Origin of the sequence: Catenulispora pinistramenti, from assembly GCF_018274385.1 — a bacterium.
Classification (GTDB): domain Bacteria; phylum Actinomycetota; class Actinomycetes; order Streptomycetales; family Catenulisporaceae; genus Catenulispora; species Catenulispora pinistramenti.
The window spans coordinates 1-25177 of record NZ_JAAFYZ010000061.1 but is presented as its reverse complement, the minus strand read 5'-3'; the positions used below and the strand labels follow the sequence as shown (position 1 = coordinate 25177).

Sequence of the window (25177 nt, the reverse complement as noted above, 5' to 3'; positions counted from 1 at the left end):
GCCTTGCCGATGGATGCGGAGCTGTAGGCCCTCGCGCGCGACGGTTCGCCTACTGAAAATGCGCCTGGATGCCGCAGCAAAGCTACCGCCGCTGGCCCGCGCCGAGGCCGAGGCCTTGTTACTCGGCACGCCACAGTCTGAGGACGAGGCGCTCGCCTCGCCGGTGCGCGGCGGTCACTGAAGCCTAGCGGCGTATCGAGGCCGGACTCGCCGCCTGCGCGCCCGCCCTGCTCGGCGGACTCGGCACGCCAAGCACCCCGTCGGAAATCCAGGTCGCCGAGGCGACACTTGGTTACCGGCTGCCGGAGGACTTCGCCGCGTCCTGTCTCATCCATCGCAGCGTCACCATCTCGGGCACGGACTGGGACGACTGCATGCACCTACGTCGTGCTCGACCTCCATCCCGGACGCGTCCCGGGCCAACTGCTGTATTCCGACCAGGGCTGCGATCCCGGACCCGGAACCGTGCGCGCCCGAGTTGGCTCGCGGTCCTGGAGCGCTTCGCCGATCACCTTGAATCCGGCCGCTATTCCTACCACGTCTATGACGAGGCGACCGGGAGTGCTCAACTTCTGTAGAGGCAGAAGCCTGCACAGCACCGGCTTGATGGGGCGCTCGGCGGCGGGATGGAATCACGTTCCTCGTGGCGGCCGAGCCGGCGGTGAAGGTCGCGGCTGAACCCGCTGCGGCACATTACCTGAAGGCGATCAGGTTGAATCGCTGCAGCAAGCCTTCTTCGGCATCGGCTCTCACTGTGCCGCAGTCCCCGATAAGACCCGACGTTCAGAGGACCGGCCAAGCAGTCTCGTCGCCGAACAGCGGCCCCACGGCTGGCGAGCGATGGCCGCCGCTACTTGCGATCAGCCCGTCTCAGGGCCTCGATCAGCCTCGCGGCCACCGCCTCCTCATAGACGGCCACGCCGAGCTCCGCCATCGCATCGGCCAAACCCGGCGCCCACGGTGTCCGCTTCGGGTTGCCCCGGAGTCGGATGGCGTCGTCGGTGACGTCAGCGTGTTTCCGGTACTGGTCTTCGGTCATGTGCCAGGGTTCGGCGTGGTGTCGGGTGATGATCTGGTTGGCGATGTCGATGCCGTCCCAGTCGTAGTCGCCGTGATAGCGCAGTCGGGCGCCGGCGTCCGTCAGCTGGTGGGCCATGCGGTGGAATGCCGCCGAGGGCCTGCCTTCGGTGCACAGCATTGGTGGGGCGTCCGGTCCGAGTTCGGCGGCGGCCTGGCGTAGCACCGCAGGGTTCTCGCAGACGAACACGTCAGCGCCTGCCACGCGCATCGGGTGGACCGTGAGCTGATGAAGAGTGATCTGGAACGGGGTGCCGTAGCGAGCCGCACCACTGAGCCATTCACCGAGTCCGTCGCCGGTGGCGGGCAGGTTGAGGACGAGGACGCGGCTGGCCAGATCGTCGACGACCACCCCGCAGCGGTCCCACAGCTCTCTAGTACCTTCCGCCCTGGTGGGCATCGGCGTTCCGGTTCGCAGAGCCAAGGCGCGAAGCACCAGGGTCGCGGTCGGTTTGCCGCGCCCGAGCGCTTTGGTGTCGCCGGTGGCTTGTTCTGCGAGTGCCGGCAGCAGGAGCGGGAGGTTTTGTTCGGGGCGTTGTTCGATGGCCTCGAGGACTCGGACCGCTGCTGCCAGGCGGGCGGTGGTGCCCTGGTTCACCATCTTGGTGATCGCCGGTGCGAGCGCGTCGAGCCACTGCTGAAACCACGAGCAGGCCGGGTAGAGAGGGCTGGCCTCGGCCAGGGAGCGTGCGGCGGCACGGGCGGTTTCGTCGCGTGCGCGTTCGTCTGGCTTGTGACGCAGGGGCTTGCCGACGATGGCCGCCACTGCCTCGGGCAGGGGCAGACCGGTCGCAGCATGGACGACCTCGTCCAGACGGGACAGGCTCACCGTGATACGTGCGACGCCCGCTGGGCGGTATTGCCCGGTCAAGCCGATCAGGGCTTTGCGTTCGGCCTCGTCGAGTGAGCCGACGCTGACCTGTCCGGTCAGATCCGACCCGGTGCGCTCCAGCGAGCGGCGTACCGCGGCAAACAGCCGCTGGTACTCCGGGCCGCGGAACGCCTCCAGTCCGCTCACAGGTCATCACCGGTTTCGGGCTCGCCGTCGCCCTCGGAGGCCGGCGGTAGCAGCCCGTCGTCGGTCCCAGTGATCGGTTCGCGGCGGGAGGGGGTGAAGCCGAGCAGTTCGGCGGCGATATCGTCGTTGCCGCCGAAGCCGGCGCCGGCGTCGATGAGTTGCTCGCCGTCCCACAGAATCAACAGCGAGGACACGGTCTGGCTGTGCTCGTCGTGCATCATGTCGTAGTGGGCGATCATCGGCACGGCCGGGGTGGTGATCCACAGCTCGTGGCCGGTCATGAACAAGTCGAGGTCGAACTTGGTAGTCAGGCCCAGCAGGTCGGGCATGAAGTTGCCGTCGATGCCGGCGAACGCCTCATCGAGGGCGACCATGCGTGGGCAGGTGGGTTTAGCTGAAGAGTAAATGGCGTTGGCGGCGGCGAATAGCGGTAGGTGGATGGCGGCGGATTTCTCGCCACCGGACATGGAACTGTGGCGTTTGCGGGTGAGCTGTTCGGTGCGGCCGCCGGGGTGGATGAGCTGGATGGCGAACATGAACCAGTCGCGGTAGTCCAGGACCGTGGCGAGGGTTTCGCGGTAGGTGTCGCGCGGATTGCGAGCTTTGTGGTCACGGATCATCTCACGCAGCCGCTGGCGGAGCTGGGCCAGGCCGTCGGCACCGAGGGCGGCAGTGTTGTGCTGGAGCTGGGTGGCTACAGCGTTCTGCAGTTCGCTGATCTTGTCGGAGCGCACCCAGCTGATGCCGATCGCCATCCCAGAGGACATCGGCTTGGCGCGGGTGTCGGCGTCCATCTCTTTGACCAGGTCCCTGGCGGCCAGCACACGGTGGTGGATCTGCTGGGCCAGCGCGGTGAGCAGGGTGTCCTCCAGTACCTCGTGCTCGCGCTCCTCCAGCAGCACTCCCTGGGTCTGGGCTTCCTCGGCGATGCGCTGGGCGAAGCGGGCGACTGGTTGGCGGCCGTCATCGGCGGTGACGTCGACCATGGCCGGCACGCCGAGGCCGAGGGTCACCTCGTATCCGTCCTCCAGGCCACGCAGCACCCTGTCGAATTCCTGGTAGGCGCTGGTGAGTCGGTCGCCGGCGGTGTCCAGGGTGGCTTGGACGACTGCGCGGCCGCCCGAGGTGGCTTGGCGGTAGGCGTGTAGCAGGGTTTGGGATTCGGCCGGCATGATCCGGCGGACCGCGGTGTCGGGGTCCGTCTCCGGCTCGGGGTCGGCCAGCAATGTTTCGACCCGTTCAGCCGCCTCGGCGGCGGGAATCCATCGGCCCGACGAGGGCCAGTGCGCGCTTTCGGTAACGCCGAGCAGGTCGCGCAGGTCTGGGTGGGCGAAGGGCGCGAAGGCGTCAGCTCCCTCACTGAGCGCCTCCATCGCGGCCAGCAAGGTCGTGCGGCGGTTGTCCAGGTCGCGGGTGGCGCCGATACGGTTGTCGTGTTCGGTGTTCTTCAGGTTCTCGGCCCTGGCCAGCTCGGTACGGACCGTACCGAGTTCAGCATCGAGGCCGGTGATGGTCGCGAGGATCTCCTCGTATTCCTTGTCGATGCTGCCCTTGGCCGTCTGCCATGCCGCCTTGGCCGCTTCGAACTCGGTTTCCTGCTCAGCCAGCTCTGTGGCTGCTTCCAGGTAGTCTCCTTCGAGTTCTACGATGCGGGCCCGCCGAGTCGTCAGGTCAGTGTTCACCTGTCGCGCCTCGCTCTGATCGCGCGCGAGCATTTCGATGGTCAGCTGGACGTCGGTGACAGCCTGATCGACTGCGTCCACCTCGTCGGTGGTGTGGGGCATGTTCCGCGTTCCAGCTACCTGGCGGAGTGTGCGTTGGCGTGCGGACAGCTCGGCGGTGGCCACGTCCAGTACCGCGCTGGCGTCGCGTAATACGCCCTCGGCATCACGGTGCAGCGCCGCGGCGGTGGCTAGATCCCCGACCGCGGTCAGCACCGCGCCGGTGGGAGGCAGCTTGGCGGCGTTCTCGATGTTCTCGATCGCCTCCAGCACCTTGTCGAGTACGGCTTGCAGCCCTTCATGCGTGGCACCGAGTTCGGCCATCCGCGCGTCGATTTCGGCCAGGCGGGCACGGCGGCGCGCTGCGCGGGCAGTGGCTCCGATGAATTCCGGCTCGGTCTTGGGCCGAGCACCGGTCTGGACGCCATGGCCGTATTGCGCCGAGGTGGTGATCCAGACCGCTGCCAATCCTGCTTTCGGCGGAGTATCGGTGACCTGGATCGACGCCAGGATGGCCCGAATCGTTTCCGGCGCGACGAGGTTCTGCTCGTGCTCGGGTTCGAGGAAGTCGGCGAGGGTCGCGTCGGCCGGCCGATGATCTTGGGGCAGCGGGATCAGATAGCCATCGGCTTCGGCGGCTGCCACGGCCGACCGGGTCAGGTCCGCGTCCGGGTGCAGCCAGGCGGTCAGGGCTCCGGAGCCATACAGTGCGCCTTCGATAGCGGCGGCCTGCTCGGGGTGCACGTGGTCGGCGAAGCGGACCAGTTGCCACAGCGGCGCGCCGGGCCGATCGGCGCGGTCGGCGGGACGCAGGTCGTTGCCAGGCGGTGCCTCATCGCGCTGCTCGGCGACAGCCGTGCGCTCGGACTTGAGTCCCTCGATCACGGTTTCGAGATCGGACACGTTCCGTTTGCAGTTTTCGCGCCGTGTGATCAGCTCGTCGCGACGCCCGGCGGTGGCCTCGGTGTAGGTCTGCTCCAGTGACGCCGCGTCAGGTTCGCCGATCCGGGCCGCCGCCGCATGCAGTGCTTCCGGCAGCCCGTCAGTAAGGACGTCGGCGTCGGCCCAGCGCAGTGTCCAGGCGTTCAACGCCCCCGACAGTGCGGCGCGGGCGGTGGTCAGCCGACCAGCCGTCTCGGTGACCACCGCGCCCAGACGCTCTGCTTTTTCGCGCGCCTTGCCCAGGTCTTTGTCAGCACGGGACCGTTCCTTCTCGGCCTCATCAACTCGTCCCAGTTCGGTCCGCACGTGCTCGATGTCGTCGCGCCGGGACGCGACCAGAGCGGTGACCACCGTATCCCGATCGTGGTCCTGAGCCTCCAGGACAGCCGGATCCCATTCCAGGGCCGCGGCGTCGGCCGCTGCGAGGATGGCACGGCGGTGCTGCTCGCCGGCCCGGTCCAGCTGTCCGGCCCGGTCCTGCAACCCGTCGGCCTCACCGATCAGATCGTTGATATTCCGCCGATCCTTGGCCAGCTGTGCGCGGTCCTTGTCGAGCTGTCTGCTGGCCTTCTCGACCTTCTCACGTTCCTGCTCGAGCCGTTCGTGGTCCTTGTATGCCTGGCTGTTGACCAGCGCACCACGCTCAGCATCCAGTTCGCGGCGGCGTCGGTCGCAACGAGCGCGGGTCTGCTCCGCCCGCGCCTCGGACCTGGTAGCGCGGTCGACTTCGGCGGCGGCATCCCGCACGGCGCCGGCGTGCCCGGCCGCGTCACCGATCAAATGGTCGAAGCGGTCGAGCTGTGACTTGGTATGGGCCCTGACATAGGCGGTGTACTGGGCCAGAAACGCCTCGACGGCTCCGGAAGCGGTGCTCAGGTCGTCGAAACGGCGCTTGACCGCCGCCAGGTTGTCGAAGTCCCGGGCAGCCTGCTCGACCAGTTCCTCGTCCACGGGGCTGAGCCCGGCGGACAAGGTGTTGGAGACCTTCACCGGGTCCAGGTCTTTGGCCAGCAGCGGACGGCGCAGAGATAGCAGCAGATCCAGCAGTTGGATGTAGCGGTCGGTCCCGAGCCCGAAAAGCCTGGCGTCCACCGCGTCCCGGTAGTCGCCGCGCCGGTCCTTGAAGCACTCCGACACATCCAGCTTGGCGGACAGCTGGTTGGCGGTCAGCGGACGCGAATCGGCCGACAGCAGCCCGATGTCGACCCCGATCCGCTTACCGGTCACGTAGTATGCGGGCGTGACCTGTTCCCGGTGTTTGTGCCCACTCAACCCGATGATCAGCGTGACGACCTCGACCGGTTCGCCGTCGTGCGCGAACTCCATCCACACGTAGCCGTAGGCGGCGTCCTGGCCGCGATACAGGAGGTTGGATTTCATGGTGCGGTTCTCGCCGCTGAACGGGTCCAGACGGCGCGCGCTCAGTGAGCCGTCCAAGACGAACGGGAACAGTACCTCCAGAGCCTTGGTCTTGCCCGAGCCGTTGTGCCCGCGCAGCGCCAGGCGGCCGTCGGCGAAGACGAACTCCTCGTCGATGTAGTCCCACAGGTTGACGATCCCGGCCCTGGTCGGCTTGAACCTGCTCACATCTGTCCTTCCGTCAACAGGTCCGATAGGTCCAGCGCGAGCTGGTCGTCACGCCAGTCGCGCCGCGGCACCGCGGCTTTGATGTTCCGGTAGCGCGCGGCGGCCGGCAACACCAGGACGCCTCCGGGCACCCGGTGTACCAGCCCCAGATCGGTCAGCAGGACAACGGCTTCGGCCAACAAACCGGACGTGTCGTACTTCCACTGCTCGGTGAAGGATCCGGCGCCGAACTCCTCGTACAGCTCGCGCATCATGGACTCCAGCACCGCGGTCTCGACGAACGGCGCCTCCCAGGCCGGTGTGCGCTCGCCACCGGATACCGCGGCCGAAGCCGACACCGGCAGCGAATCCGTCGTGTGCCGACCCGCGTCGATCCGGGCGATCAGATCGTCGAGGACCTCGGCGGCGGTCGGGACGGTCATCCGGCGCACTCCTGGCCCGCTGTCCGGATCCTCCAGCAGGTCTGCGATCTTGGCCAGGATCAGCCCCGCCGCTCTGGCGACCGCACCGCCGCGGCCCGGGAACCTGCGGTCGGTGAACCGGCCGGAGCCGTCCACCAACGCGACGCCCTCAGCCCTGCGCTCCACACTCAGCCCGGTCATCCGTGCCAGGTTCTCGGCCAGTTCGGCCGAGCGCAGAGCGGCACCCGTCGCTTCGTCGACCTGCCCGAAATAGACGACGGGGTGCTCCACCAGAAGCCGCCGGGCGCGACGGGCTGCGGCTTCCCGCTGCACGGACCTGCGGGCGGCTTCGGTCTGCTCCACGTCCAGCAGGCCGCGGGCGCTGTCGACGAACTGCAGCGGGCGCAGCGGGCGGAACAGCGTGGTGCAGATGTCGTGATCGATGTCATACAGCGCATCGCCGTGCTCGGAGTCCTTGGCCCAGCTTTCCGCGTCCCCGTCCGACAGGCGCAGCGCGCCGCGCTCCACCAGCCAGTCCACGACATCCACCACCGCGCGCTTGTGTTCGGTGACGGTGGCCTCGAACCCGAGCCCGTCAATGGCATTCGCGCTCGGCCCCAGTACGGTCACGAGATCCACCAGGTCGATCTCAGTGCGGGAACGGTGGAAGGCAGCAAGCACCAGGCACAGATAGGCCAGGCGGCGGCGATCGAATGACCGCCCGCTCTTGGCCGCGAACAGACTGTGCTGTGTGCCGTCCAGCAGGTCCAGTCGCCGGATCAGGCGGACATGGTGCGCGGTCGCCTCCAGCCGGTAGCCCAGCAGCTCCTGGAAGTCCTTGGCCATGCGGTCAGCCCAGGCCAGCACCGACTTCAACGCGGCGGCCGTCGGCCGCGACGCGGTGATCACATCGTTGGTGAGGACCAGGCGTACGGCGTGCTGGTACGACTCCAGATCGCTGGGGGCCACCGTCTCGGCGGCCATGGGCTCGGCCATCAGAGCCCTGCTTTAGCGCGTCGGCGCAGTGGGGCGAGTTCGAGTGCGTAGCCCGGCAGGTGAAGCACACCGTGTTCGGTCTGAACCGCACTGCCGCCGGGTGATGGCACGAGCCGCATGGTCAACACATCGTTACTTCCCGACGCTGTGACGCGGCCGGCCACCATCGAACGGGATTCCAAGGCCCGGGTCAGCAGCTTGAGGAGCACTCGCAGCTCGGCTGCGTCCAGAACGCGGCCATGGACCCCAGCACCCAGCAACCGCGCCGCCGAATCACGCTCGGCGGCGCGCGCGGCGGCCTGCTGGGAGCGCAGGTGCTGCCGGCTGCCGCGCTTGTCGACGACCGGTTTGGGAACGCCCGGTGTGGGAGCCTTGCCCTTGGCGAACAAGGTCATCGAGACCTCGACCCCTGGAGCGTCCCACCACGTGCTGCGAGAAGAGATCAGCTCCTCGTCCTCATGCACCGTGCCGAAATGCCGCGCCGAGCGGAGGTTGAACGCCGCCGACATCAGAGCGTGCGCCGCTTCCTCATCTGCCGTGTCCACCACCCATGCGGCCAGGTGCTTGAGCTGTGTGCTGCGGTTTACACCGCTGCGCTGTGCATCGGTTATCTGCCGCAGCAAGGCGATCACCGCAGAGACCGCCATGCGAGCGGTGTCGCGGACCTCGACGGCCCGAGGCGGTGCCGCCACCACAGCATCGGCCGCAGACTGTCCCGCGTCCGGAATCGCGAACCAGGCTCGAAGCGCGGCCCAGCGCCGCGCCCAGTCCTCACGGATTCGGTCATGCCCCAGCAACGGACGCTCATCGGCCATGGCCGCACGGTCGAGCAGCGTTGCCACGCCGGTCTGCTCCACCGCCGCGACCGCCGATGTGAGGCGGGGCAGGTACCGCTCCAGCTCGACGACAAAATTGTGCAAGTGGCTCAGCAACGCGTCCTTGTGCCGCAGGAACACCTCAGGAGAGGTGTCGGTGGTGCGAGTGATATCGCCCAAGGTCAGATGGAAACGCGCAGTGCGCTGCGCCATGTCCTCCACGACCCGGTCCAGGCTCGTCAGACGCCGCACGATCTCATCGGCATCGGCATCCCGGTTGGCTCGAGCCAGCCCCTCGAAATCACGCAGAATGTCGGAGAACACCAGCCGGGACAGATTCGCGTCCTCGATACGTGCAGCCAACACACCGCTGACCGCGCGAAACGCCAAATACCCCAGCTCGCTGAACTGGTACACCGACTGGCGATTCCGGTAGGCCGACAGCTTCCCGGCCCGCGCCGGATCCTCCAGCCGGTGCAACACACCGTCCTCGGCCAGATTGTCCAGGCGCTGACGCAGGTTCTCGGCCTCGGCGGGCGCGTCCTGGTGCTGGGAAGCCAACTCGGCGAGCGCCGTCGCGACGTCATCGGTGTGCGCCTGCGAGACGTGCGCGAACCGCAACCGGTCCATCGCCCGGAGCACCCACAGATACAACAGCTGGTCGTCACGCCGCACGAAGCCGAACAGCCGCAACCGGGTCGCGGTCTCCAGGCCGTCCAGATCAAGGTCGGCACCGGCCTCCGCACCGTCGGCGAGCCCGTTCTCAGCCATTTCCGCTCACCTCCCGCGACCCTCCAACGGCATCAACCTCATATCACGCCCGTCGGGGAACGATACCGGCCATTTCCGTGGTGGCGACCATACCGGCACGAAGTCACGATCATAAACTTCACCTGGCACGGAGCGGCCGGATACGACTACACAGTGTATGGGACCATCAGGCTTTGGTGTGTTCATCCACCGCCACAGCTCGCGCGGCCTCGCCACGCGGTCAGCGCCATCGCTTTCCTCTGAGGCAGCCGAAGAGCATCCCGCAATAGCAGTATGTGCCGCCCGGGGAAGGACCGTAGTGCCCCATCGTGATCCGGGTGTAGGCATGGCCGGCCAATACCGCGACGTATGTGGCATCCAGTTTCCATCCGCCAGGAGCACGCAGCCGTCGGAGGGCAGCAGCTCGGGGCCGAACTCCAGCATCAGCACCGGATTGGCGACGCCGCAGGACACGTGGACCCCGCAACGGCCTGCCCAGTTTGCCCGCCAGCCACAGGCTCGCCCAGACGACGCTTCACACATCTTTGTACCCGCCGACAGCAGCGAGATGAAGATCTACCGACGGCGGTGTGACTACGCGAAAATCCTCGACTCAGAACGATCAAGCTGACGTTAGGGAAAAGCATGAGACGTCATCGCACAATCAATAGGCACTCGTCATGGGATCGTTCGAGTCCTGCCGGTTCGCTCTTTCGAGTGATCGGTGGCCTGGACGCCGGATGCGGCCCTGATCTCTCAACCAGGCTGGGACACAGGTCAAGGGTTGTCACACTCCGCGACCGGCAGCGACCGGTCGGTCTTCGAATTGGACGGGTAGCTGTGGAAGCGGTCCAGTTTCACACCCTCCGCACCATCGCCACCCACAAGGTCCAAGCCCCAGTCGCCCGCGGTAATCGCGTCCGGCCTGCCGATGGCCGAAGTCCTCGCACAACTCGTGCGAATCCAGAAGCACAACCCCCTGGTGCCCAGGTTAAGCGGTATATGCCAGCTGCCGGGAACTCTGCCCCTGAAGTGACTGCGCAGTTCGTGCTCCGGCACGTCAGCTGAGGAAAGGGATGCCCGGTGACGCGCAAGCGGCTCAACGACCAGCAATCGAAGATCCTGCGATGGATCGGCCAGGGCTGCCCCGACGGGGAGCAGCCCGGCGCCGGCTACAAACTGAGTGCGCAGGCGCTGCAGAGTCGCAGCCTGGCGAAGGTGTCCCGACGGCAGGGCATCTGGACCGCAGAACTTACCGACGACGGCCGACACTACCTGGAACACGGAGACTATCCACCAGCTCCGGCAGCAACGGGAGTTCGCAAGACCACTACCGCAGCGCAGCCCGGGGAGAAGCCGGCACCGAATCAGCGCCTGGATGCTCCGGTTGAGACAACGGCTCTGGTCCACTCGTCGCCCGCCAAACCGAAGGTCCGGCCGGCTCCGCCGCCGAACCAGGGAGACCTCCTGATCACCGAACTCCTCGCGGCCGGCGGTCGCATTGTGGTCCGCCAGGAATACGGACCGGGCGCCCCCAGCTGGTCTGCCCGCATCGCGTCTGCAGCCCGGTCCAAACTACTTCCCGACGGCAAATACATTTCCCACGACTGGATCATGGTCGGAGGCGACACCGAGATCACCCTGAAAGACATCCCCGCGTGGCGCACCGAAGTCCTCGCGCCGATCGTGGTTCCGGAGCGTCTAACGAATCCCCATCCCGTCGTGGCGGCCTTCCGCGACGGGAAGCGGACGTTGCCGCTAACCAAGCCAGTCCTCTCCCGGGCACTGCGCTTGCTGCAGGCTCTCGTTGCGGAGTCTGAACCTCACGGCTACAAGGCGAGACTCGCCCCCGACGACAAACCGCGTTACAAACAGGGTCGCCTCCAGCTCATCGACCAGTTCACGGTTCAGACGCCTGAAGTCGCCATCGGCGTCGCCATCTCCCAGCAGAATGATCGGGTCGAGCATGATCCCACCGCTCGCGAACTAGCGGACGCCGCAAAGGGCTGGGGAAGGAGAATTCCCCGCTACGACCACGTGCCGTCTACGCGTCTGTCGATCCGCCTGACCGGCGGGCAGTCGCACTGGGGAACGGAGTGGTCGGACAACAAGGCGGCGGTACTCGAAGACGCTCTGCCGCAGATCCTGCAGGAGATAAGGCTTCGATCGACAGCAGCTGAGGCGAAGCGGAAAGCCGATGAGGAGGCCGCCGCTCTCAAGCGTCGGCGATGGGAAGCCGCAATGTCCCAGGCACGAGTTGCCTACCAGGAGTCATACAAGGTCAAGGCTCTCCACCAGCAGATCGCCAACTGGCGGAAGGCGCAGGAGATTCGAGAATTCCTCAGCCATGCACAGGACGTCGTGACGAACATGTCATTCGGGTCCGATCGCGTCGCGGCCGAGGAGTGGTTGGCGTGGGTCGCAGTCTACGCCGGCGAGCTGGACCCGCTGGCCGGGCTATTGCGCATGCCGGACATCCCCGAGCCCAGTCCGAAGGATCTTGAACCCCATCTGAAGGGCTGGACACCATATAGTCCGTGATCCCACTGCCACGCCGTCACGCTCGCGCCGAACGTTCCGCGTTCCTCATCGGCGTGGAGAACGGCGAGTTCGATGTGTTCGCCTGAAAAGGTTTCGTCTCAGGGCCCGGATCCGACGAGGCCGGCAGCGTGATCGGCTTCCCGCCGAGTACGGTGGAGCAGCCGATCGGCACGATTGACCCAATCCGGTCGATGCTCCCCGTGCGGACCTGCGTAAAGCGCCCTTCGACCGCATCCGCGAGTGTGACAACCACCTGCTCGAACAGCCGTCCCCCGCCTTCCCCAAGATCGAGTTCCTGGCCTGACCTCGAGCCGGTTTCCAACGAGCGGTAGACCTCGATCGGGGATATGTGTTCAGTTGATGGATATAGAACGCGATTCGCGATCGCAGGTTCAATCGCTCGTTTCCCTGCGGTGCGTTTCAGCGTTCAGCTATGGTGAGACCTCTTTTCCACTGAAGCAGCGCACTGAACCGCTTGGGGGTCCCACCGTTGAAACTTCTCCACGCCGCAGACCTGCATATAGACAGCCCGTTGCATGGCCTGGAGAAGTATCCGGACGCGCCAGTTGACATGATCCGCGCGGCCACGCGCCGGGCGACAGAGAACCTGGTCGCACTCACCCTGGACGAGCAAGTGGACGCGGTGCTGCTCGCGGGCGACGTGTACGACGGCGACTGGCGCGGCTATGACACGGGATTGTTCTTTCAACGCCAGCTAGGAATACTTGGGGATGCAGGGATCCGGGTCTATTTGGTCTCCGGTAACCACGACGCCCAAAGCCAGATCACCAAGAACCTTCGCCTCCCGAATAACGTACGCAAGTTCGATACCCATCAGAGTCAGAGCATTGAAGATCCCCATGTGGGGCTTATCGTGCACGGGCAGGGCTACGCGCGCCGTGACGTGATGGAGAACCTCGCCGCCGACTATCCCCAGGCAGCGCCCGGCATGTTCAACGTAGGTCTACTGCACACAGCTCTCACTGGCCGGGCCGGCCACACCAAATACGCGCCGTGCAGTGTCGAAGAGCTCGTGTCTCGCGGCTATGGATACTGGGCCCTCGGGCACGTCCACACTCGCGAGGTGGTCTCCGAGGAGCCGCATATCGTGTTCCCCGGCAACATCCAGGGACGCAGCATCCGCGAGACCGGCCCGAAGGGCTGCACCCTGGTCACCGTGACCGACAAGGGCTCGGTAGCCGTGGAGCACCGTGACCTCGACGTGGTGCGGTGGGCTCATCTCCGCGTCGACGCCGCGTCCGCCGATGACCTCGACGACGTGTGTGAGCTCGTCCGCACGCAACTCGCCGCGGAGCGCGATCAGAGTGACGGTCGGCTGGTGGCGGCACGGGTGACTGTGACCGGTCGTTCGGCTGCGCACGCCGAGCTGTGGCGAGAGCGCGAGCGTCTGACGGTCGAAGTCCGCTCCATCGCGGTGGACCTCGGCGAGGTGTGGGTCGAGAAGGTCGGCCCTGGAACGAGCCCGCTGGATGTGGGGACCGGTGACGGTGCAAATGACATCACCGACATGATCGCAGGGCTGCTGCGCACCGCGAAGGAGCTCGGCACCGACGAGGACGCGGTACGCAGGTTCGTCGAGAAGGACCCTCTGTGGAGCAAGCTCAGCGGTGATGTGCGCGGCGAGGACAGGCTGAACAGCAGTAGCGCCGAGTGGTGCGCACAGCTGCTCAGCGAAGCATCGGATCTGCTGGTCTCGATGCTGCAGGAGGGCGCCCGATGAGGCTGGACCGATTGGATCTGGTGAAGTACGGACGGTTCACCGACCACGTTCTCGATTTCTCCGCTCCCGGAGTACACCTGGTCGTCGGCCCGAACGAGGCCGGCAAGTCGACGATGCGCAACGCCGTCACCGATCTCCTGTACGGCATACCGGCTCGCACGACCTACGGCTATCTGCACGGAATGCAGGATCTGCGGATCGGCGCCTTGCTCCGCGCAAGTGACGGCAGCGAGCTCGAGATCGTGCGCCTGAAGAAGATCAAGGATCCTCTGCGTACTGTCGGCGACAAGGTCCTCGATCCCCGGGAACTTCAGTCGATCCTGGCCGGTGTGACGAAGGACGACTTCACCGATGTGTTCGCGATCGACCACGAGGAGCTGCGCGCCGGCGGAGCCGCGTTGCTGGCGGGCAAGGGCGATCTGGCCAAGGCGTTGTTCGAGAGCCGGTCGAGCGCTCAGCTAACGACGTTGCTGGCTCGTCTGAGGGAGGAGCACAGCCAGCTATACGTACCGCGTGGCAGGATTCCCGTCCTCAACGCCGCCATCGGCCCGGAGGGGTCCCTGTCGCAAGCGCGCCGGGAGCTGGACGAACAGATCCTGCGGCCTGAAACCTACCGGGAGTCAGAACGCGCCGTCGATGATGCGACGAAGCAGTACGAGGGGATCAGCGAGGATCTGAAGCGGGCCCGTGCCGAACAGTCGCGGCTGACCCGCATCAAACAGGCTTACGCGGGGATGGAGCAGCGTAGGCAGTTGCTGGAGGAGCGGGCTCAGCTGCTGGCTGCGGGACCCCTGGTCGCAGGAGACGTCGGCTATCGGTACGACACGTTGCGCTCGGAGCGGAGAGAGGCCGAGACCATTCTCCGAGGCTTCGTAGACGATGTTCGGGAGGTCGAGGACGAACTCCGCGAACACAATCCGGACCTCGCAGTGCTGGCAGTGGCCGAAACGATTACGGTGCTTCATGCAGATGCCAATGGAGTCGAGAAGGCGGAGAAGGCAGGGCTGAAGGCAGCACGTTCAGCCGACGAACTGCGCGGCCAGGCATCATCGAGGCTTGCACGGCTGCGGCCTGACGCCAGCAGGGCTCCAGAGGTCGAGACAGTAGCGCCGACCTTGCGTGCGCGGGTGGGCGAGATGATCAACGAGCAGACAGTTCTGGCTACCGAACTGGGTGCTGCGCGCAAGCAGGTGAAGAGCAGGAACCGTGCCCTGGACGCGGAGTTGGCAAAGCTTCCGGCGGACACCGAACCGGTCGATCATGCGCCGCTGGCGGCCGTCGTCAAGGCCGTACCCTCATCTTTGTCGAGTCAGATCCTGGCCCTGGAGAAGCAGTACACGGTCGCACAGGCGAAACTTGCGAAGGCACGCAAGCGCTATGCGCGCTTCGCACTACCCGAGGATGTCGGCGATCTGACGGTACCCGGCGCCGAGGAGATCGCAGCGTACAGGAAGCGCATCGACGACACCGACAAGGCTGTGGCCCGCTGTGGAGAGCGAGTAGCGCTTCGCACGACCGAGCTCGCCGGGCACCGCCGCGATCTAGAAAACTTCCTACGCCAGGATCCGCCTCCAAGCGAGACAGATCTCGCAGCCAGTCGTGCACACAGGCAGGAGCTTTGGGGACAACTACACTCCGGGCTCGTCGATCCTCACTCGGCGAGTACTGCTCCGCTGCCAGTCAGCGAATACGAGACGGCTGTGGCCGCCAGTGATGAGACCGTCGACCGGATGCGCCGCGACGCTCAGCGGATGGCCGAGCGCTCGCAGCTCGAAGAGGCGGTCGAAAAGACCGAACGCCTGCTCTCCGAGGCGCAGGAAGAACACAAGGTCACGGTCGAGGACAGACAAGCCCTTGAAACGCGATGGACAGAACTCTGGACCCCCAGCGGTCTACCCGTTCCCGCAGTCGAAGCAGCTACCGACCTGCTCACAGCCTTACAGACACTACGCGAGCAGACCGATGAACGCGACGCCCTGCTTCTAACCCTCGACTCTGATCGTGCCGCCGCCAACGCCCATGCGACGCGCTTGCGTGAGGCGCTTGCAGATGCTGGCTACTCTGCCCCTCCGGAGCCAGCGTCCCTCAACGAACTGATCGAAGCAACCAGCGCCTTTCACACAACACTCGCCGAGACGGCAAAGAAGCGGGCCAGGATCACCGCAGCTGCAGAGAACCTCCGCAACGAACTCACCGACGCGCAATCAGAGGTCACGGGGCTGGAAACCGAACTCGCGGACTGGGACGAGAAGTGGAAGCGGCAGCTCGCCGACAACCAGCTCACCGGCACCCCCGCCCAGGTGGCCGAGTCTCTGAGCGAGCTCGACGAGATAGCTCGCCTCCACGCAGACGCACTCCGCTTCCAGGAGCAGGCCGACGAAGCCGACAACCAGGTCTCTACATTCACCTCAAGACTTGACCAAGCCCTCGCAGACGCCGGGCGGCCGCCCCTCACCACACCAGACCGCCGATACGCCGTGGTGCGCAGCCTCAAGGAATACCTCGACCGCCAGAGCGCGTCGCAGGATGAGATCACCCGGCTGACGGATCGGCTCGCCACGCTGCGCGGCAAACTGGAAAGCGCCCGGAACAACCGCGCCGAGGCGGACAAGAGCGTCGCCGTGATGCTCGCTGAGGGCTTGATGCACTATGAGCATGAGCTGGTGGAAGCGATCGAACGCACTGACGCGATACGGGGGCTTGATAAGCAGCTTAAAGCCGTTGAGAACTCCCTCGCTGGGGCTGGCGTCGGCATCGCTCAACTCGAGCAGGAAGTAGCAGACCACGATCCCGACGAGCTCACGGCTCTCATCGCCGATCTCGATGCGCGGATCCTTCAGCTGGAGGGCGATCTCGGCACCAGGGCCGCCGGACTCGCGCGTTGTAAGAACACGTTGGAGCAGATGAACGGCTCCGACGCCGCGGCGATCGCAGCAGACGCCGTGGAAGAGCAACGCGCTGGCATCGTGCACCACGCCCACGACTACCTGCGACTGCGCCTCGCCGAGCAGATCCTCCTAAAAAGCATCGAGACCTACCGCCAAGAGAATCAGGCCCCCGTCCTGCGCAAAGCCCAGCACATCTTCACCCGGATCACCCACGGCGAGTATCCCGAACTCGTCGACGACACTGACGCCGACGGCAAAGCCGTGCTACGAGCCCGTCGCGGGTCCGGACCGCTCGTAGACGTGGAGGACATGAGCGAGGGCACGCGCGACCAGCTCTACTTGGCGCTGCGCCTAGCGTCACTCGACCGCTACGCCGACGAAGGCCGCGCCATGCCGCTACTGCTGGACGACGTGTTGATGACATTCGACGATGGACGCACTGGCGCCGGTCTGAGCCTGCTCGATGAGATGGCGGACCGGTTCCAGGTGATCGTGTTCACCCATCATGAACACATCGGCCGGATCGCACAGGACGCGCTGGCAGCAGGGCGGATTCATGTCCACGACCTCGTCCCGGCTTCCGAACGCTGAGAGCGAAGCTCAGAATTTCTCACACACCCTGAACAGGGGGCAGAGCGTGCCCTAATCCGTAGCTGGATAAGCAGTTTTCACTTCGCGAGGGGAGCTTCATCACACTCGGCGAGCAGCCGTTCTAAGCGTCGCACCTCTTTGGGAGAGCATTTTGACTTCGGCGGCGTGTTCGCGCTCGCGCTAATCTGGCTTCTCCCGCGGAGACCAATCCTGCCACCACTTCTCTGGAGCGTGCCCCTTGAGGCAGTCGAACCCCGTCGAGCATTCCCGCTGTTCCGCAATGCCTTACGTACAGCGGACCGAACGGCGAGCCCATGTTCCTCGGCGTGTTGAACGAGCCTAGGGCGACCTCAGCCCGGCAAGCTACCTCCTGACAAGGGCCGACCCTGGACTGACGAGTTGGCCACCGCCCAGACCGAGATTCAGGATCCCTCCTGCACCCCTTCTCCCCTACGTCCAGGGACCGATCGAGAACGCCCGCGCTGGTGGGCCAGGCAGAGACCCAGGCGGCGCCGGCAGACATTCCATGCCGAGAACTCTCTGTCGGCCGCGAGCCAGGCGCTGGAGCTTACGTGAGACTACGTCTACAGGGTCTCGGTGGGCGAGGCCTGACCTACGCGCGGTACCGGACCGCTTCGGTCGCCCGGTACCGCACCTGCACGGATCAGGGATCAATGTCCCAGAAGCGCTCAGCCTCCACCCTCCAGCCGACGGGAGAGCGCCGCCAGAGCCACGGCTGCCACGCGAGTCGCCGTCGCGCCTCCTCGGGCGAGGCGCCCTACAACGCCTGGTCGCGTCGGCCAGACCGCCGGGTCCGGCACCGGCCTACCGAGCAGTTTGAGCAAGTCCTCGCGGCTTCGCGGTGCCATCGGGTCGGCGATGCTCGTCACCAGCGGATGAATACCGTCCTTTTCCTCCGCCCATTCCTGCGGCTGTGGCGCGACAACCGTGGACAATAGAGTCAATGCACGAAGGATCAGCGCCGCGTACCCGGGACCGATCCTGGTCACGAACCCGTGAGCGATCTCGTTCCGAAGGTTCGGGCCTTCGGGCGCGGCCAACAACCAGCGGAGGAAGTAGGCCCACGACTCGTCGAGGGCCAGCTCGTCCAGCTTCTTCAGGAGAACGTACAGTCCCGGGTATCCGCCCGGCGTGTCCGCAGCCTGCGTTCGATAGATGCCTTCGTCGAGCTCTCGGAGTAGAAGCCGTGCCGCGGATTCGAATCTTGCCGCCGCGATATGAACGCAGGCTTCGTAATCTTCGTTCCAGAAATGGATAAATGCCCTCGCCACGCTTGCCGCCATCGTCGGATCAGCCGCGCCGCGACGCGAAAGCGCCACCATGAGTTCCGACTCGCTCGGCACCCCGTATCGATCCGCCATGCGAGCCAGGCCCATTGCGAGAAGCCGGCCGCGATTCGTCGCATAGTGCTTCGCCGTCTCGGCAAGCCGATCCGCGTATCCTCCCTCATCCGGCGTCGAAGTCCATCGGGGAAGGCCATCGGCGTTCAACTTCATGCTGGAGATCGCCAAGAGAAAGTCGGTGGTCTTGGCGGATTGCTCGGTTTGACTCCTCAAGGTCGCGAGATCACCGGAAGGACAGTCCGTCCTCAGGAAGTACTCGAGCCCGAAGCGCCAATCCGAGTAGGTGGTGAAAGGCGCAAGCCACCGCTCGATGTAGCCAGGAGGGATCGATACGGACGTGGACATAACCACGAGACCCAGCTCAGCCTTGGGGATCGCCTGCATGAGAGCGGTCGCACGTTCGACCAAGTCTGTCAGCCCGTAGTCGCGCGCGACCTGCACCGCAGACTCAAGGATAGAAAGCCGGACAAGGACTGGACGGGACATTGCTTCATCGATATACGCCTGAGCCTCACGCCGATTGACGGCCTGGTTCTCATCCGGCGTCTGGACACGCCTACGCAAGTAGTCGGCAAGTTCAGACCGAAGCCAGCCCTCGTCATAAGTCCGCCACGCCTCCTCCAACAAGGCGTCGACACGTGCGTCATATCCTGCACGGGCCGGGCCACCGCGCGAGGCCTTCTTGGATTCCTTCGGCTTGGTGGATAAGGCTCCCAGAAGCGGCAGCACGACACCGGGCCACTTCGACTCACCCTTCATGGTGTTCTCAGCCGCGCTCAGCATCGCGCCCCGCACCGTGACCTCGCGAGCCAGGTCACCGACGCTGCGAGTAAGGTCCCAGGCGCGCACGAGACCCTGTGCTTGGGTCAGATCCGCTTCGGCGGTGACATCGACATCAGCCATGTACGCGTCGATCGCTGCCGTGGCCCGAATGTACGGGTTGCCGTCGCGTCTCAGGAACAGCAGGTCGTTGAGACGGGCCTTGGCGCCCGGATGCTGCACCTTGTCGGCAAGGTCACGCCAGAGCGAGACGACCTCATCGTCCACGTCCGGCACGGCCGGCGGGTAGGCGTTCGCGCCCGATCCCGACAGCGGGCCCAGAGCACAGCCCGACGGCTCGCCCCTGGCCGACAACCGAAGACCGTAAGCGGTCGCGAGTACCAGCTCTCTGATCTCCGGGCCTTCCGGATCCAGACCAGCGCCTGACGCCTCTCGCCGAATATCATCGACGACGTTCCATCGCAGAGAGCTCGTCGCATGCGCGCCGTCAAGCACCAAAGCCAGTGTTTCGACATTCTGTCGGTCGTGGACGTACGACTCAAAGGATCTGTCTGTGATGCTGGCGGGCTCAGCGTAAGTGAATTCCTCGGAGCTTTCGTCCATAGCCAATCGTAGCTTGCCGTCCGGCGCCGGCGATGCCTTTTATCAGGCCGCCGCCGAAGCCTGTGCCCTCAGCAATGGTTCCGCATCCCAAAGGGCGTGCAAACACCTAAATGCGCGCGAGACTCGACCGTCCCCTCGGACCCCCGAGCACGGCGGCGGCCTGCCGCGCTGTGATGTCGGGGTAGTACATCTCGAACAGCGTCGCCCGGTGGTCGGGGCTGAACCGCCATAGCACCACCCGCACGTCGCGCACCTTCGCGACCTCCTCGAGGTCGCCGACCGCGTCGGCCAAGGCGGGAGATGTCCTCGACGATCACCTCGGCCGGGCGTGCCTAGCGGGCCCGGACCGCTCCGATCGCGACGCGGTGGGTACCTAAACAGCCACGGGCGCACCGTCCAGCACGGCGGTATTCATAGCGGTGGTGATGGCGGTCATGTCAGATACCCCTCCCGTGCGCAGATACGGACTGCCAGGAAGCACGGGACTGCGAAACGCCCTCATTGGGGAGACCGACGATCCGCTAGGAGGACCCGTCCTCGTTCTGGCATTCGCGAGCTTCATCGTCGAACAGGCCCTGGGGTAACACACCTAACCCGTCGGCGATCTTTAGGAGCGTCAGCACGCCCGGATTACGACGTCCGTGCTCGATATAGATCAGTCCACGAAAACTCAGGTCGCTGAGGTGGGCGAGCTCCTCCAAACTCAACTGCCGTGCGTCGCGAAGCTTCCGGATGCGCAGGCCGAGCGCCAGCAGTCGCGGGTCGGGTGGTTCGCCGGCAGATGACACGACTCGACTGAATCGGCGCGAAGATCAGCGAACCATGAACAGTTGTGCATAATCGATCCGACGCGGCTCCCACGTCGCGGTTTAGATGCGAATGCACGACCGAAAGGCTTCCGGGACATGGACACCACGCTGCAACCGCTTTGGCTGCCGCGACAGTCTCAGCGCGACCGCCGTTCGTCAGACCATGTGCCCGTTGCGGGACTGCAGGTGTCTGTGGACCGTCCCCTACGTGAATACTCCGCAGCAGGTCCTGACGAAGCTCAAGCGGTTACCCCGGTTCGTCGGCGCGCTCCCACACGTCCAGAGGTGCTCGACATCGTCGGCGGGAGGCGCACAGTGAGCGGCATCCGAAGCGTCAGCGGGATCATTAAGACCCTCGATGGCATCACTGTCTATCCCCCAGCACAGCCTGGCGACCCGTGGCGCGCCGCTTTCTACGATCGCGACGGTAAGCGTAAGTACCGTCAGGCCGCGGACGAGGACGGCCTGGCACGCAAGCTCGATCCAGTCAAGCGCCGGCTCGCAGGCCTCCCCGACCTCAACCGCTTCGAGACAGCATCAGGCGCCGACCTCATCGCTTACTACCTTTCTCCAGACCGGCTACCGGCTGACAGGCAGTGGTCAAGCTCCTATCGAGCAGATCAGGAACGATTCGGCAGGAAGGCACTCGAGGTGATCGGAGATGTACCGTGCCGAGCCATCGAAACGTGGCATATGCAGCAGATCGTCAACCGCGCAAATACTGCCACATCAGGCGCCCGGCTGCGGACGTTCATCTCAGGATTGATCAAGATCGGCGGCAGCATGGGTTTCCTCACTGAGCCATTGCCGGCCGTCGTCCACTGGCAGGCCGGCGATCGCCCTCGCCCGACCCTGAAAGCGCGGATTTGCGGAGAGAGCACCGACTTCATCGACATGGCCTCGCTACCGCGCCATCGGGATGTGTCGGCACTCGCCTGGGCCACACAGCAAAAGAGGCTATGCCGCTGGTGGCGTGAGTTGATGCCGTACGTCGCGGCCTACTCAGGTATCCGGCGCGGAGAAATGCTCGCGCTTTCGGCCGACGATGTGGATTCGACAAGACGCACGATCGCGGTCCTGCGGAAGGTCATCGAAGTCAATGGCAAGCAGACCGTCGAACTGCCGAAGAACGGCATCGTCCGCACGACCCTGTTCCCCGAGGTCGCGCCGGACGGGTACCGGCTCGCCGAAATGCTCACCCGTCGCATCGGCGAGGCGAGAGCTGAACGGGACGCCGGTTCCAACCCCAACGCGCTACTTTTCCCCGCCAGAGGCGGCAAGTACATGTACGCCTGCAGCTTCTACTCGTCCATCGCAGAGCCAGCCTTTGCGGCGGCGGGATGGCGCACTCCCGAGTCAGGCAGTCGTTGGACTTGGCACACACTGCGGCACGTCTTCTGCACCACCGCGCTCGTCGAATGGAAGCTCGATCTCACTGACGTTTCCAAGCTCGCCGGTCACTCCACCATCCGCATCACAGCGGACAGATACGTCGGTGCTGTGGCTGGGACACTTGAACGAGCCTTCGAACGAACTGGAGTCAAGCACACCGTGGGATGACAAGGTGCCGACGCCAGTTCAGTTCGACAATTAGTACTGGTCGGATTGAACACTGTTTCGCCACCTGCATGAACGTTCGAGTTTGCAGCTTTGGGCTGCCCTGATGTCGTCCTCACTTGTCGTCAGCGGTAGCCGTCGGTCGATCTTTCACGGCCCACAGACGGCCCGTGTGCGACGTGCAGATCCGTGCTTCGATCCGTTTACTCAGCGCTGCCGTTCGCTCCCTCGCCGGCATCAGCCTCTGCTGGCCAGTCGGGAAGCGGACCGCGTTCAGGCTGGAGGCTGTGCAGCTTCCGCATCGCGGCGACCCGGCTCCGGGTTTCGCTGAGGGCTTGAGTTGGCGTCCAGATTCGCATTCCACCTGAGCCTGACAAGTTCTGGATGGCGGAGCCCTTCTTGACAAGCTTTACATCACTGGTGACGAAGGCGTAGCCCGCATAGCGGATCGCCGTGGAGACATGCATTGCGTCCCGCAAATCGTTCTTAGTTGCCGCATTTCGGTCCTTACTCGGAAACAACGTCGCGAATACGACCTGAAGTCGCTTCTCGTCTTCCCCGGTCTCGTAATAGCTGCGGTCCCACCGCGAGTGGCCCCATACTGCGGGTCCGTACGTCTCTGGGAAGTCAGCCGTCTCAGCCAGGCGTTTCGCGACAGTCTGGTCATCTTGGCCATCGGTGCGCTCGGTGTCCACAACGTCAGTACGGGCTAACCCAATCCAGCCTTCGGTCCAGAACCTCAGGAGGTTGGTGATGTCCGACGGGGTCTGAGTATTGTCTAGGAAGTCGATGAGGACGTTGCTGTCGAGGTAGTACTGAACTCCGACAAGGTTCTGACCGCGCTCGAATTTTGTCACTGCCCCAGTATCCCACCAATACAGATCAGAATCAGGAGTAGCATCCACAGGATGCGACGCCTCGTGCTCGATTCCAACGCAATCGACCCCATCGCGGACCGCCCCGGAGCTTACGAGCTGGTGCGAGCAGCGATTGACAGCGGCGATCTTGAACTACTGATCACGCACGTCAACATCGACGAGCTTGCTGCCATCCCGGATTTGGAACGGCGCAGCTTCTTGATACTGATTCTGTGCGACCTGGGCACACTCGTCCCAACGGGCGCAACGGTCCTCGACTTCTCACGGCTTAACTTCTCTCGCCTCGGTGAAGATGCAGACGGTACCGAAGCACTCAGGTCCGGCAACATCGATCACACTCGTGACGCCTTGATCGCCGTAACGGCCGAGTTCGAAAAGTGTGCACTTGTCACGAATGAACGCCGCCTGACCAACCGTGCTCGAGATCGAGGGATCGAGGTCATCACCACCGATACCTTGCTTACTGATTTGGGCTACCAGCAACCCTGAGGCTGTCTGGAGCGGCGTGTTCAGCGCGCGTCTAGACCTGCCGATGCCCTGCCCTGTGGCTACCGCCACATGGTGCGGGCTGAGGTTCTGGGCATTCTGTCGGACAGGCAGACTTGTCCCTTCCGGGCCGCGCCGGGGGGCAAGGCATGTTCTTCACCTTGCACCGCCAGCGAGGCCCGGAAGTCGCATCGCGATGGCTGTCCGACGGAATGCCCAGAACCGACCGACGTCCGCATACCCAATCCGCCGACTTCCTGCTCGACTGGATTCGATAATTAGTCCTGCTCGTACTGGCAGGCGCGGCTGTAGGAGTAGATCGACAGCGGCAGGGTCGGGTGCGTGCGGCGCGCGACCTTCTCCGCCGCGATCTCGCGCGCCAGCTCCTCCGGATCCAGGACGTCGGCCAGCAGGGGGCGCTGCCCCACAGTCGTCTGCTCACTCATATTCGGTCCCCCCGCTTCGCGTCACGTACTCCGCCGACACGATCTTGCCGATCGTCCGGCTCCCCACCACGTCATTCCCGTGCTCCCGCTGCGAGCGCACCACGATGCCCTCCCGGATGTGCGCGCCCGTGCCGCTGACGGTCTCCTGTCCGGAGGCCAGCGCCAGCAACAGCGCCTCATCGTAGGGGCCCTCATACAGGACCGGCACCTGCGGGACGCCGAATCCGGTCTCGGCCAGCGCCTTCGCCCACTCCGGCGCGCCCAGCCAGCGGACGACGCCGTCGACATCCACGCAGACGTCGAAGGCGGCGAAGCCTGGGACCTCCTGCGCGCTGGCACCGTAGGCCAGGTCCTGGACGCCCTTCCCGTAGACCTCGCCGTAGACGCCGACCCGCCGCGCGCCATACATCTCGGCGATCTTCGTGGCGGCCTCCGGGACCCGGTGCGCTCGCATGGCGCGCCAGTACAGGTTCTTGTCGGTCTCGACCAGAGCCAGGTACTTCGCCCCGAAGCCCTTGGACGACACCAGCGGCTCGCCGGTCTCGGCCAGATAGGTCAGCAGGCAGCAGGTCCCGTGCACCTTCTCGGTGGCGGACACCGGCTCGCCGGGCTCGAAGATGCTGGGATAGCGCGCGATGTTCTCGATGTCAGTCCAAGGCAGCAGATCGGCAGCGGAGACCACGTCCCCTGACATACTGACCGGCACCGGCGGCACCCACTTCACAACGCCCAGCACCTCGGCGAAATCCTCCCCGGCAGCATGCGCGGCGGCCAGATCGACCCCGTCCAGCGCCTTCGGCCGGCACACGATGCCCTGCGACAACTCGCCACGCAGCCGGATCGCGCGCACCCGGTCCTTGCCAGACCCGGCCAACCGCCCGCTGAGCCCCAACTCCTCGATCAGGTCAGCGGGAACCACGGCCTGCTCGGGGATGTATATCGCGTAGTCACCGGAGCGGAACGCGCCCTTGCCCACGACGGCCCGATACAGGCCGACCTGCGCCAGCTCCAGCGCATCGGCGTTGGGGTGGACATGGATGGTCAGGGGTTCGGCGGTGACACGCAGGGCGGACATGGCCTTCTCGTCTCGTGGGAATCAGTGCCCGGAGTCGGACTCGACGACCGTAGGGGACGGGGAGTGGCTGCGTGTACTGCTTTTCCAGTGCCGTATCAGGCAGCCTTTGCG

General features: G+C 65.2%; 16 protein-coding genes. 6 read left to right on the top strand and 10 right to left on the bottom strand.

Annotation, left to right across the window (positions count from 1 at the left end):
• The first annotated feature begins 58 nt into the window (after positions 1–58).
• Positions 59–181, top strand: coding sequence for a hypothetical protein (locus tag KGQ19_RS51125; protein WP_268907885.1), 123 nt, complete (start codon positions 59–61; stop codon positions 179–181).
• 669 nt (positions 182–850) lie between these two features.
• On the opposite strand, the gene KGQ19_RS19255 is transcribed toward KGQ19_RS51125, so the two are convergent.
• Genes KGQ19_RS19255 through KGQ19_RS19240 form a run of 4 tightly spaced genes read right to left on the bottom strand, consistent with a single transcriptional unit; the run spans position 851 to position 9328 of the window.
• Positions 851–2095 (bottom strand): TIGR02679 family protein, encoded by a 1245-nt coding sequence (locus KGQ19_RS19255; protein ID WP_212010582.1) that lies wholly within the window; start codon positions 2093–2095, stop codon positions 851–853.
• Positions 2092–6345: a TIGR02680 family protein gene (locus KGQ19_RS19250; protein ID WP_212010581.1), complete on the bottom strand. Its 4254-nt coding sequence runs from the start codon at positions 6343–6345 to the stop codon at positions 2092–2094. Before KGQ19_RS19250 ends, KGQ19_RS19255 begins: the two co-directional genes overlap by 4 nt.
• Positions 6342–7742, bottom strand: a complete 1401-nt coding sequence (locus KGQ19_RS19245) for a DUF2398 family protein (protein ID WP_212010580.1) — start codon at positions 7740–7742, stop codon at positions 6342–6344. The genes KGQ19_RS19250 and KGQ19_RS19245 overlap by 4 nt, the downstream gene beginning before the upstream one ends.
• Positions 7742–9328, bottom strand: coding sequence for a TIGR02677 family protein (locus KGQ19_RS19240; protein WP_212010579.1), 1587 nt, complete (start codon positions 9326–9328; stop codon positions 7742–7744). The genes KGQ19_RS19245 and KGQ19_RS19240 overlap by 1 nt, the downstream gene beginning before the upstream one ends.
• Positions 9329–10390: 1062 nt before the next feature.
• Here KGQ19_RS19240 and KGQ19_RS19235 point away from each other — a divergent pair.
• From KGQ19_RS19235 to KGQ19_RS19225, 3 genes are all read left to right on the top strand, one after another.
• Complete coding sequence (locus tag KGQ19_RS19235; RefSeq protein WP_212010578.1) at positions 10391–11848, top strand: hypothetical protein; 1458 nt, start codon at positions 10391–10393, stop codon at positions 11846–11848.
• 490 nt (positions 11849–12338) lie between these two features.
• Positions 12339–13589 (top strand): metallophosphoesterase family protein, encoded by a 1251-nt coding sequence (locus KGQ19_RS19230; protein WP_230418931.1) that lies wholly within the window; start codon positions 12339–12341, stop codon positions 13587–13589.
• The gene (locus KGQ19_RS19225) at positions 13586–17068 is read left to right on the top strand and encodes a YhaN family protein (RefSeq protein ID WP_212010577.1); all 3483 of its coding nucleotides are present in this window, start codon (positions 13586–13588) and stop codon (positions 17066–17068) included. The genes KGQ19_RS19230 and KGQ19_RS19225 overlap by 4 nt, the downstream gene beginning before the upstream one ends.
• Positions 17069–17757: 689 nt before the next feature.
• On the opposite strand, the gene KGQ19_RS19220 is transcribed toward KGQ19_RS19225, so the two are convergent.
• From KGQ19_RS19220 to KGQ19_RS19210, 3 genes are all read right to left on the bottom strand, one after another.
• A complete protein-coding gene (locus tag KGQ19_RS19220; RefSeq protein ID WP_212010576.1) occupies positions 17758–19815 on the bottom strand; it encodes a DUF7380 domain-containing protein in 2058 nt (685 codons plus the stop codon).
• A 106-nt stretch (positions 19816–19921) separates the two neighbouring features.
• A complete protein-coding gene (locus KGQ19_RS19215) occupies positions 19922–20107 on the bottom strand; it encodes a sigma-70 family RNA polymerase sigma factor (protein WP_212010575.1) in 186 nt (61 codons plus the stop codon).
• A 229-nt stretch (positions 20108–20336) separates the two neighbouring features.
• On the bottom strand, positions 20337–20603 hold the full coding sequence (locus KGQ19_RS19210) for a helix-turn-helix domain-containing protein (protein ID WP_212010574.1): 267 nt from the start codon (positions 20601–20603) through the stop codon (positions 20337–20339).
• 306 nt (positions 20604–20909) lie between these two features.
• On the opposite strand from KGQ19_RS19210, the gene KGQ19_RS51945 reads away from it, so the two are divergent.
• Complete coding sequence (locus KGQ19_RS51945) at positions 20910–22184, top strand: tyrosine-type recombinase/integrase (protein ID WP_212010573.1); 1275 nt, start codon at positions 20910–20912, stop codon at positions 22182–22184.
• 200 nt (positions 22185–22384) lie between these two features.
• On the opposite strand, the gene KGQ19_RS19200 is transcribed toward KGQ19_RS51945, so the two are convergent.
• A complete protein-coding gene (locus KGQ19_RS19200; protein ID WP_212010572.1) occupies positions 22385–23038 on the bottom strand; it encodes a hypothetical protein in 654 nt (217 codons plus the stop codon).
• Positions 23039–23089: 51 nt separating this feature from the next.
• Between KGQ19_RS19200 and KGQ19_RS19195 the strand changes: the two genes are divergently transcribed.
• A complete protein-coding gene (locus KGQ19_RS19195; RefSeq protein ID WP_212010571.1) occupies positions 23090–23548 on the top strand; it encodes a PIN domain-containing protein in 459 nt (152 codons plus the stop codon).
• A 275-nt stretch (positions 23549–23823) separates the two neighbouring features.
• Here KGQ19_RS19195 and KGQ19_RS19190 read toward each other — a convergent pair whose 3' ends face one another.
• Both KGQ19_RS19190 and KGQ19_RS19185 read right to left on the bottom strand, forming a co-directional pair.
• Complete coding sequence (locus KGQ19_RS19190; protein WP_212010570.1) at positions 23824–23991, bottom strand: hypothetical protein; 168 nt, start codon at positions 23989–23991, stop codon at positions 23824–23826.
• The gene (locus KGQ19_RS19185; protein WP_212010569.1) at positions 23984–25066 is read right to left on the bottom strand and encodes an RNA ligase (ATP); all 1083 of its coding nucleotides are present in this window, start codon (positions 25064–25066) and stop codon (positions 23984–23986) included. Before KGQ19_RS19185 ends, KGQ19_RS19190 begins: the two co-directional genes overlap by 8 nt.
• Positions 25067–25177 lie beyond the last annotated feature (111 nt).

Excerpts from the sequence above, each read along its gene's own strand:
- KGQ19_RS51125 (WP_268907885.1), top strand. The coding sequence starts at position 59 with ATGCGCCTGGATGCCGCAGCAAAGCTACCGCCGCTGGCCCGCGCCGAG.
- KGQ19_RS19245 (WP_212010580.1), bottom strand. The coding sequence starts at position 7,742 with ATGGCCGAGCCCATGGCCGCCGAGACGGTGGCCCCCAGCGATCTGGAG.
- KGQ19_RS19240 (WP_212010579.1), bottom strand. The coding sequence starts at position 9,328 with ATGGCTGAGAACGGGCTCGCCGACGGTGCGGAGGCCGGTGCCGACCTT.
- KGQ19_RS19225 (WP_212010577.1), top strand. The coding sequence starts at position 13,586 with ATGAGGCTGGACCGATTGGATCTGGTGAAGTACGGACGGTTCACCGAC.
- KGQ19_RS19220 (WP_212010576.1), bottom strand. The coding sequence starts at position 19,815 with ATGGACGAAAGCTCCGAGGAATTCACTTACGCTGAGCCCGCCAGCATC.
- KGQ19_RS19195 (WP_212010571.1), top strand. The coding sequence starts at position 23,090 with ATGCGACGCCTCGTGCTCGATTCCAACGCAATCGACCCCATCGCGGAC.
- KGQ19_RS19190 (WP_212010570.1), bottom strand. The coding sequence starts at position 23,991 with ATGAGTGAGCAGACGACTGTGGGGCAGCGCCCCCTGCTGGCCGACGTC.
- KGQ19_RS19185 (WP_212010569.1), bottom strand. The coding sequence starts at position 25,066 with ATGTCCGCCCTGCGTGTCACCGCCGAACCCCTGACCATCCATGTCCAC.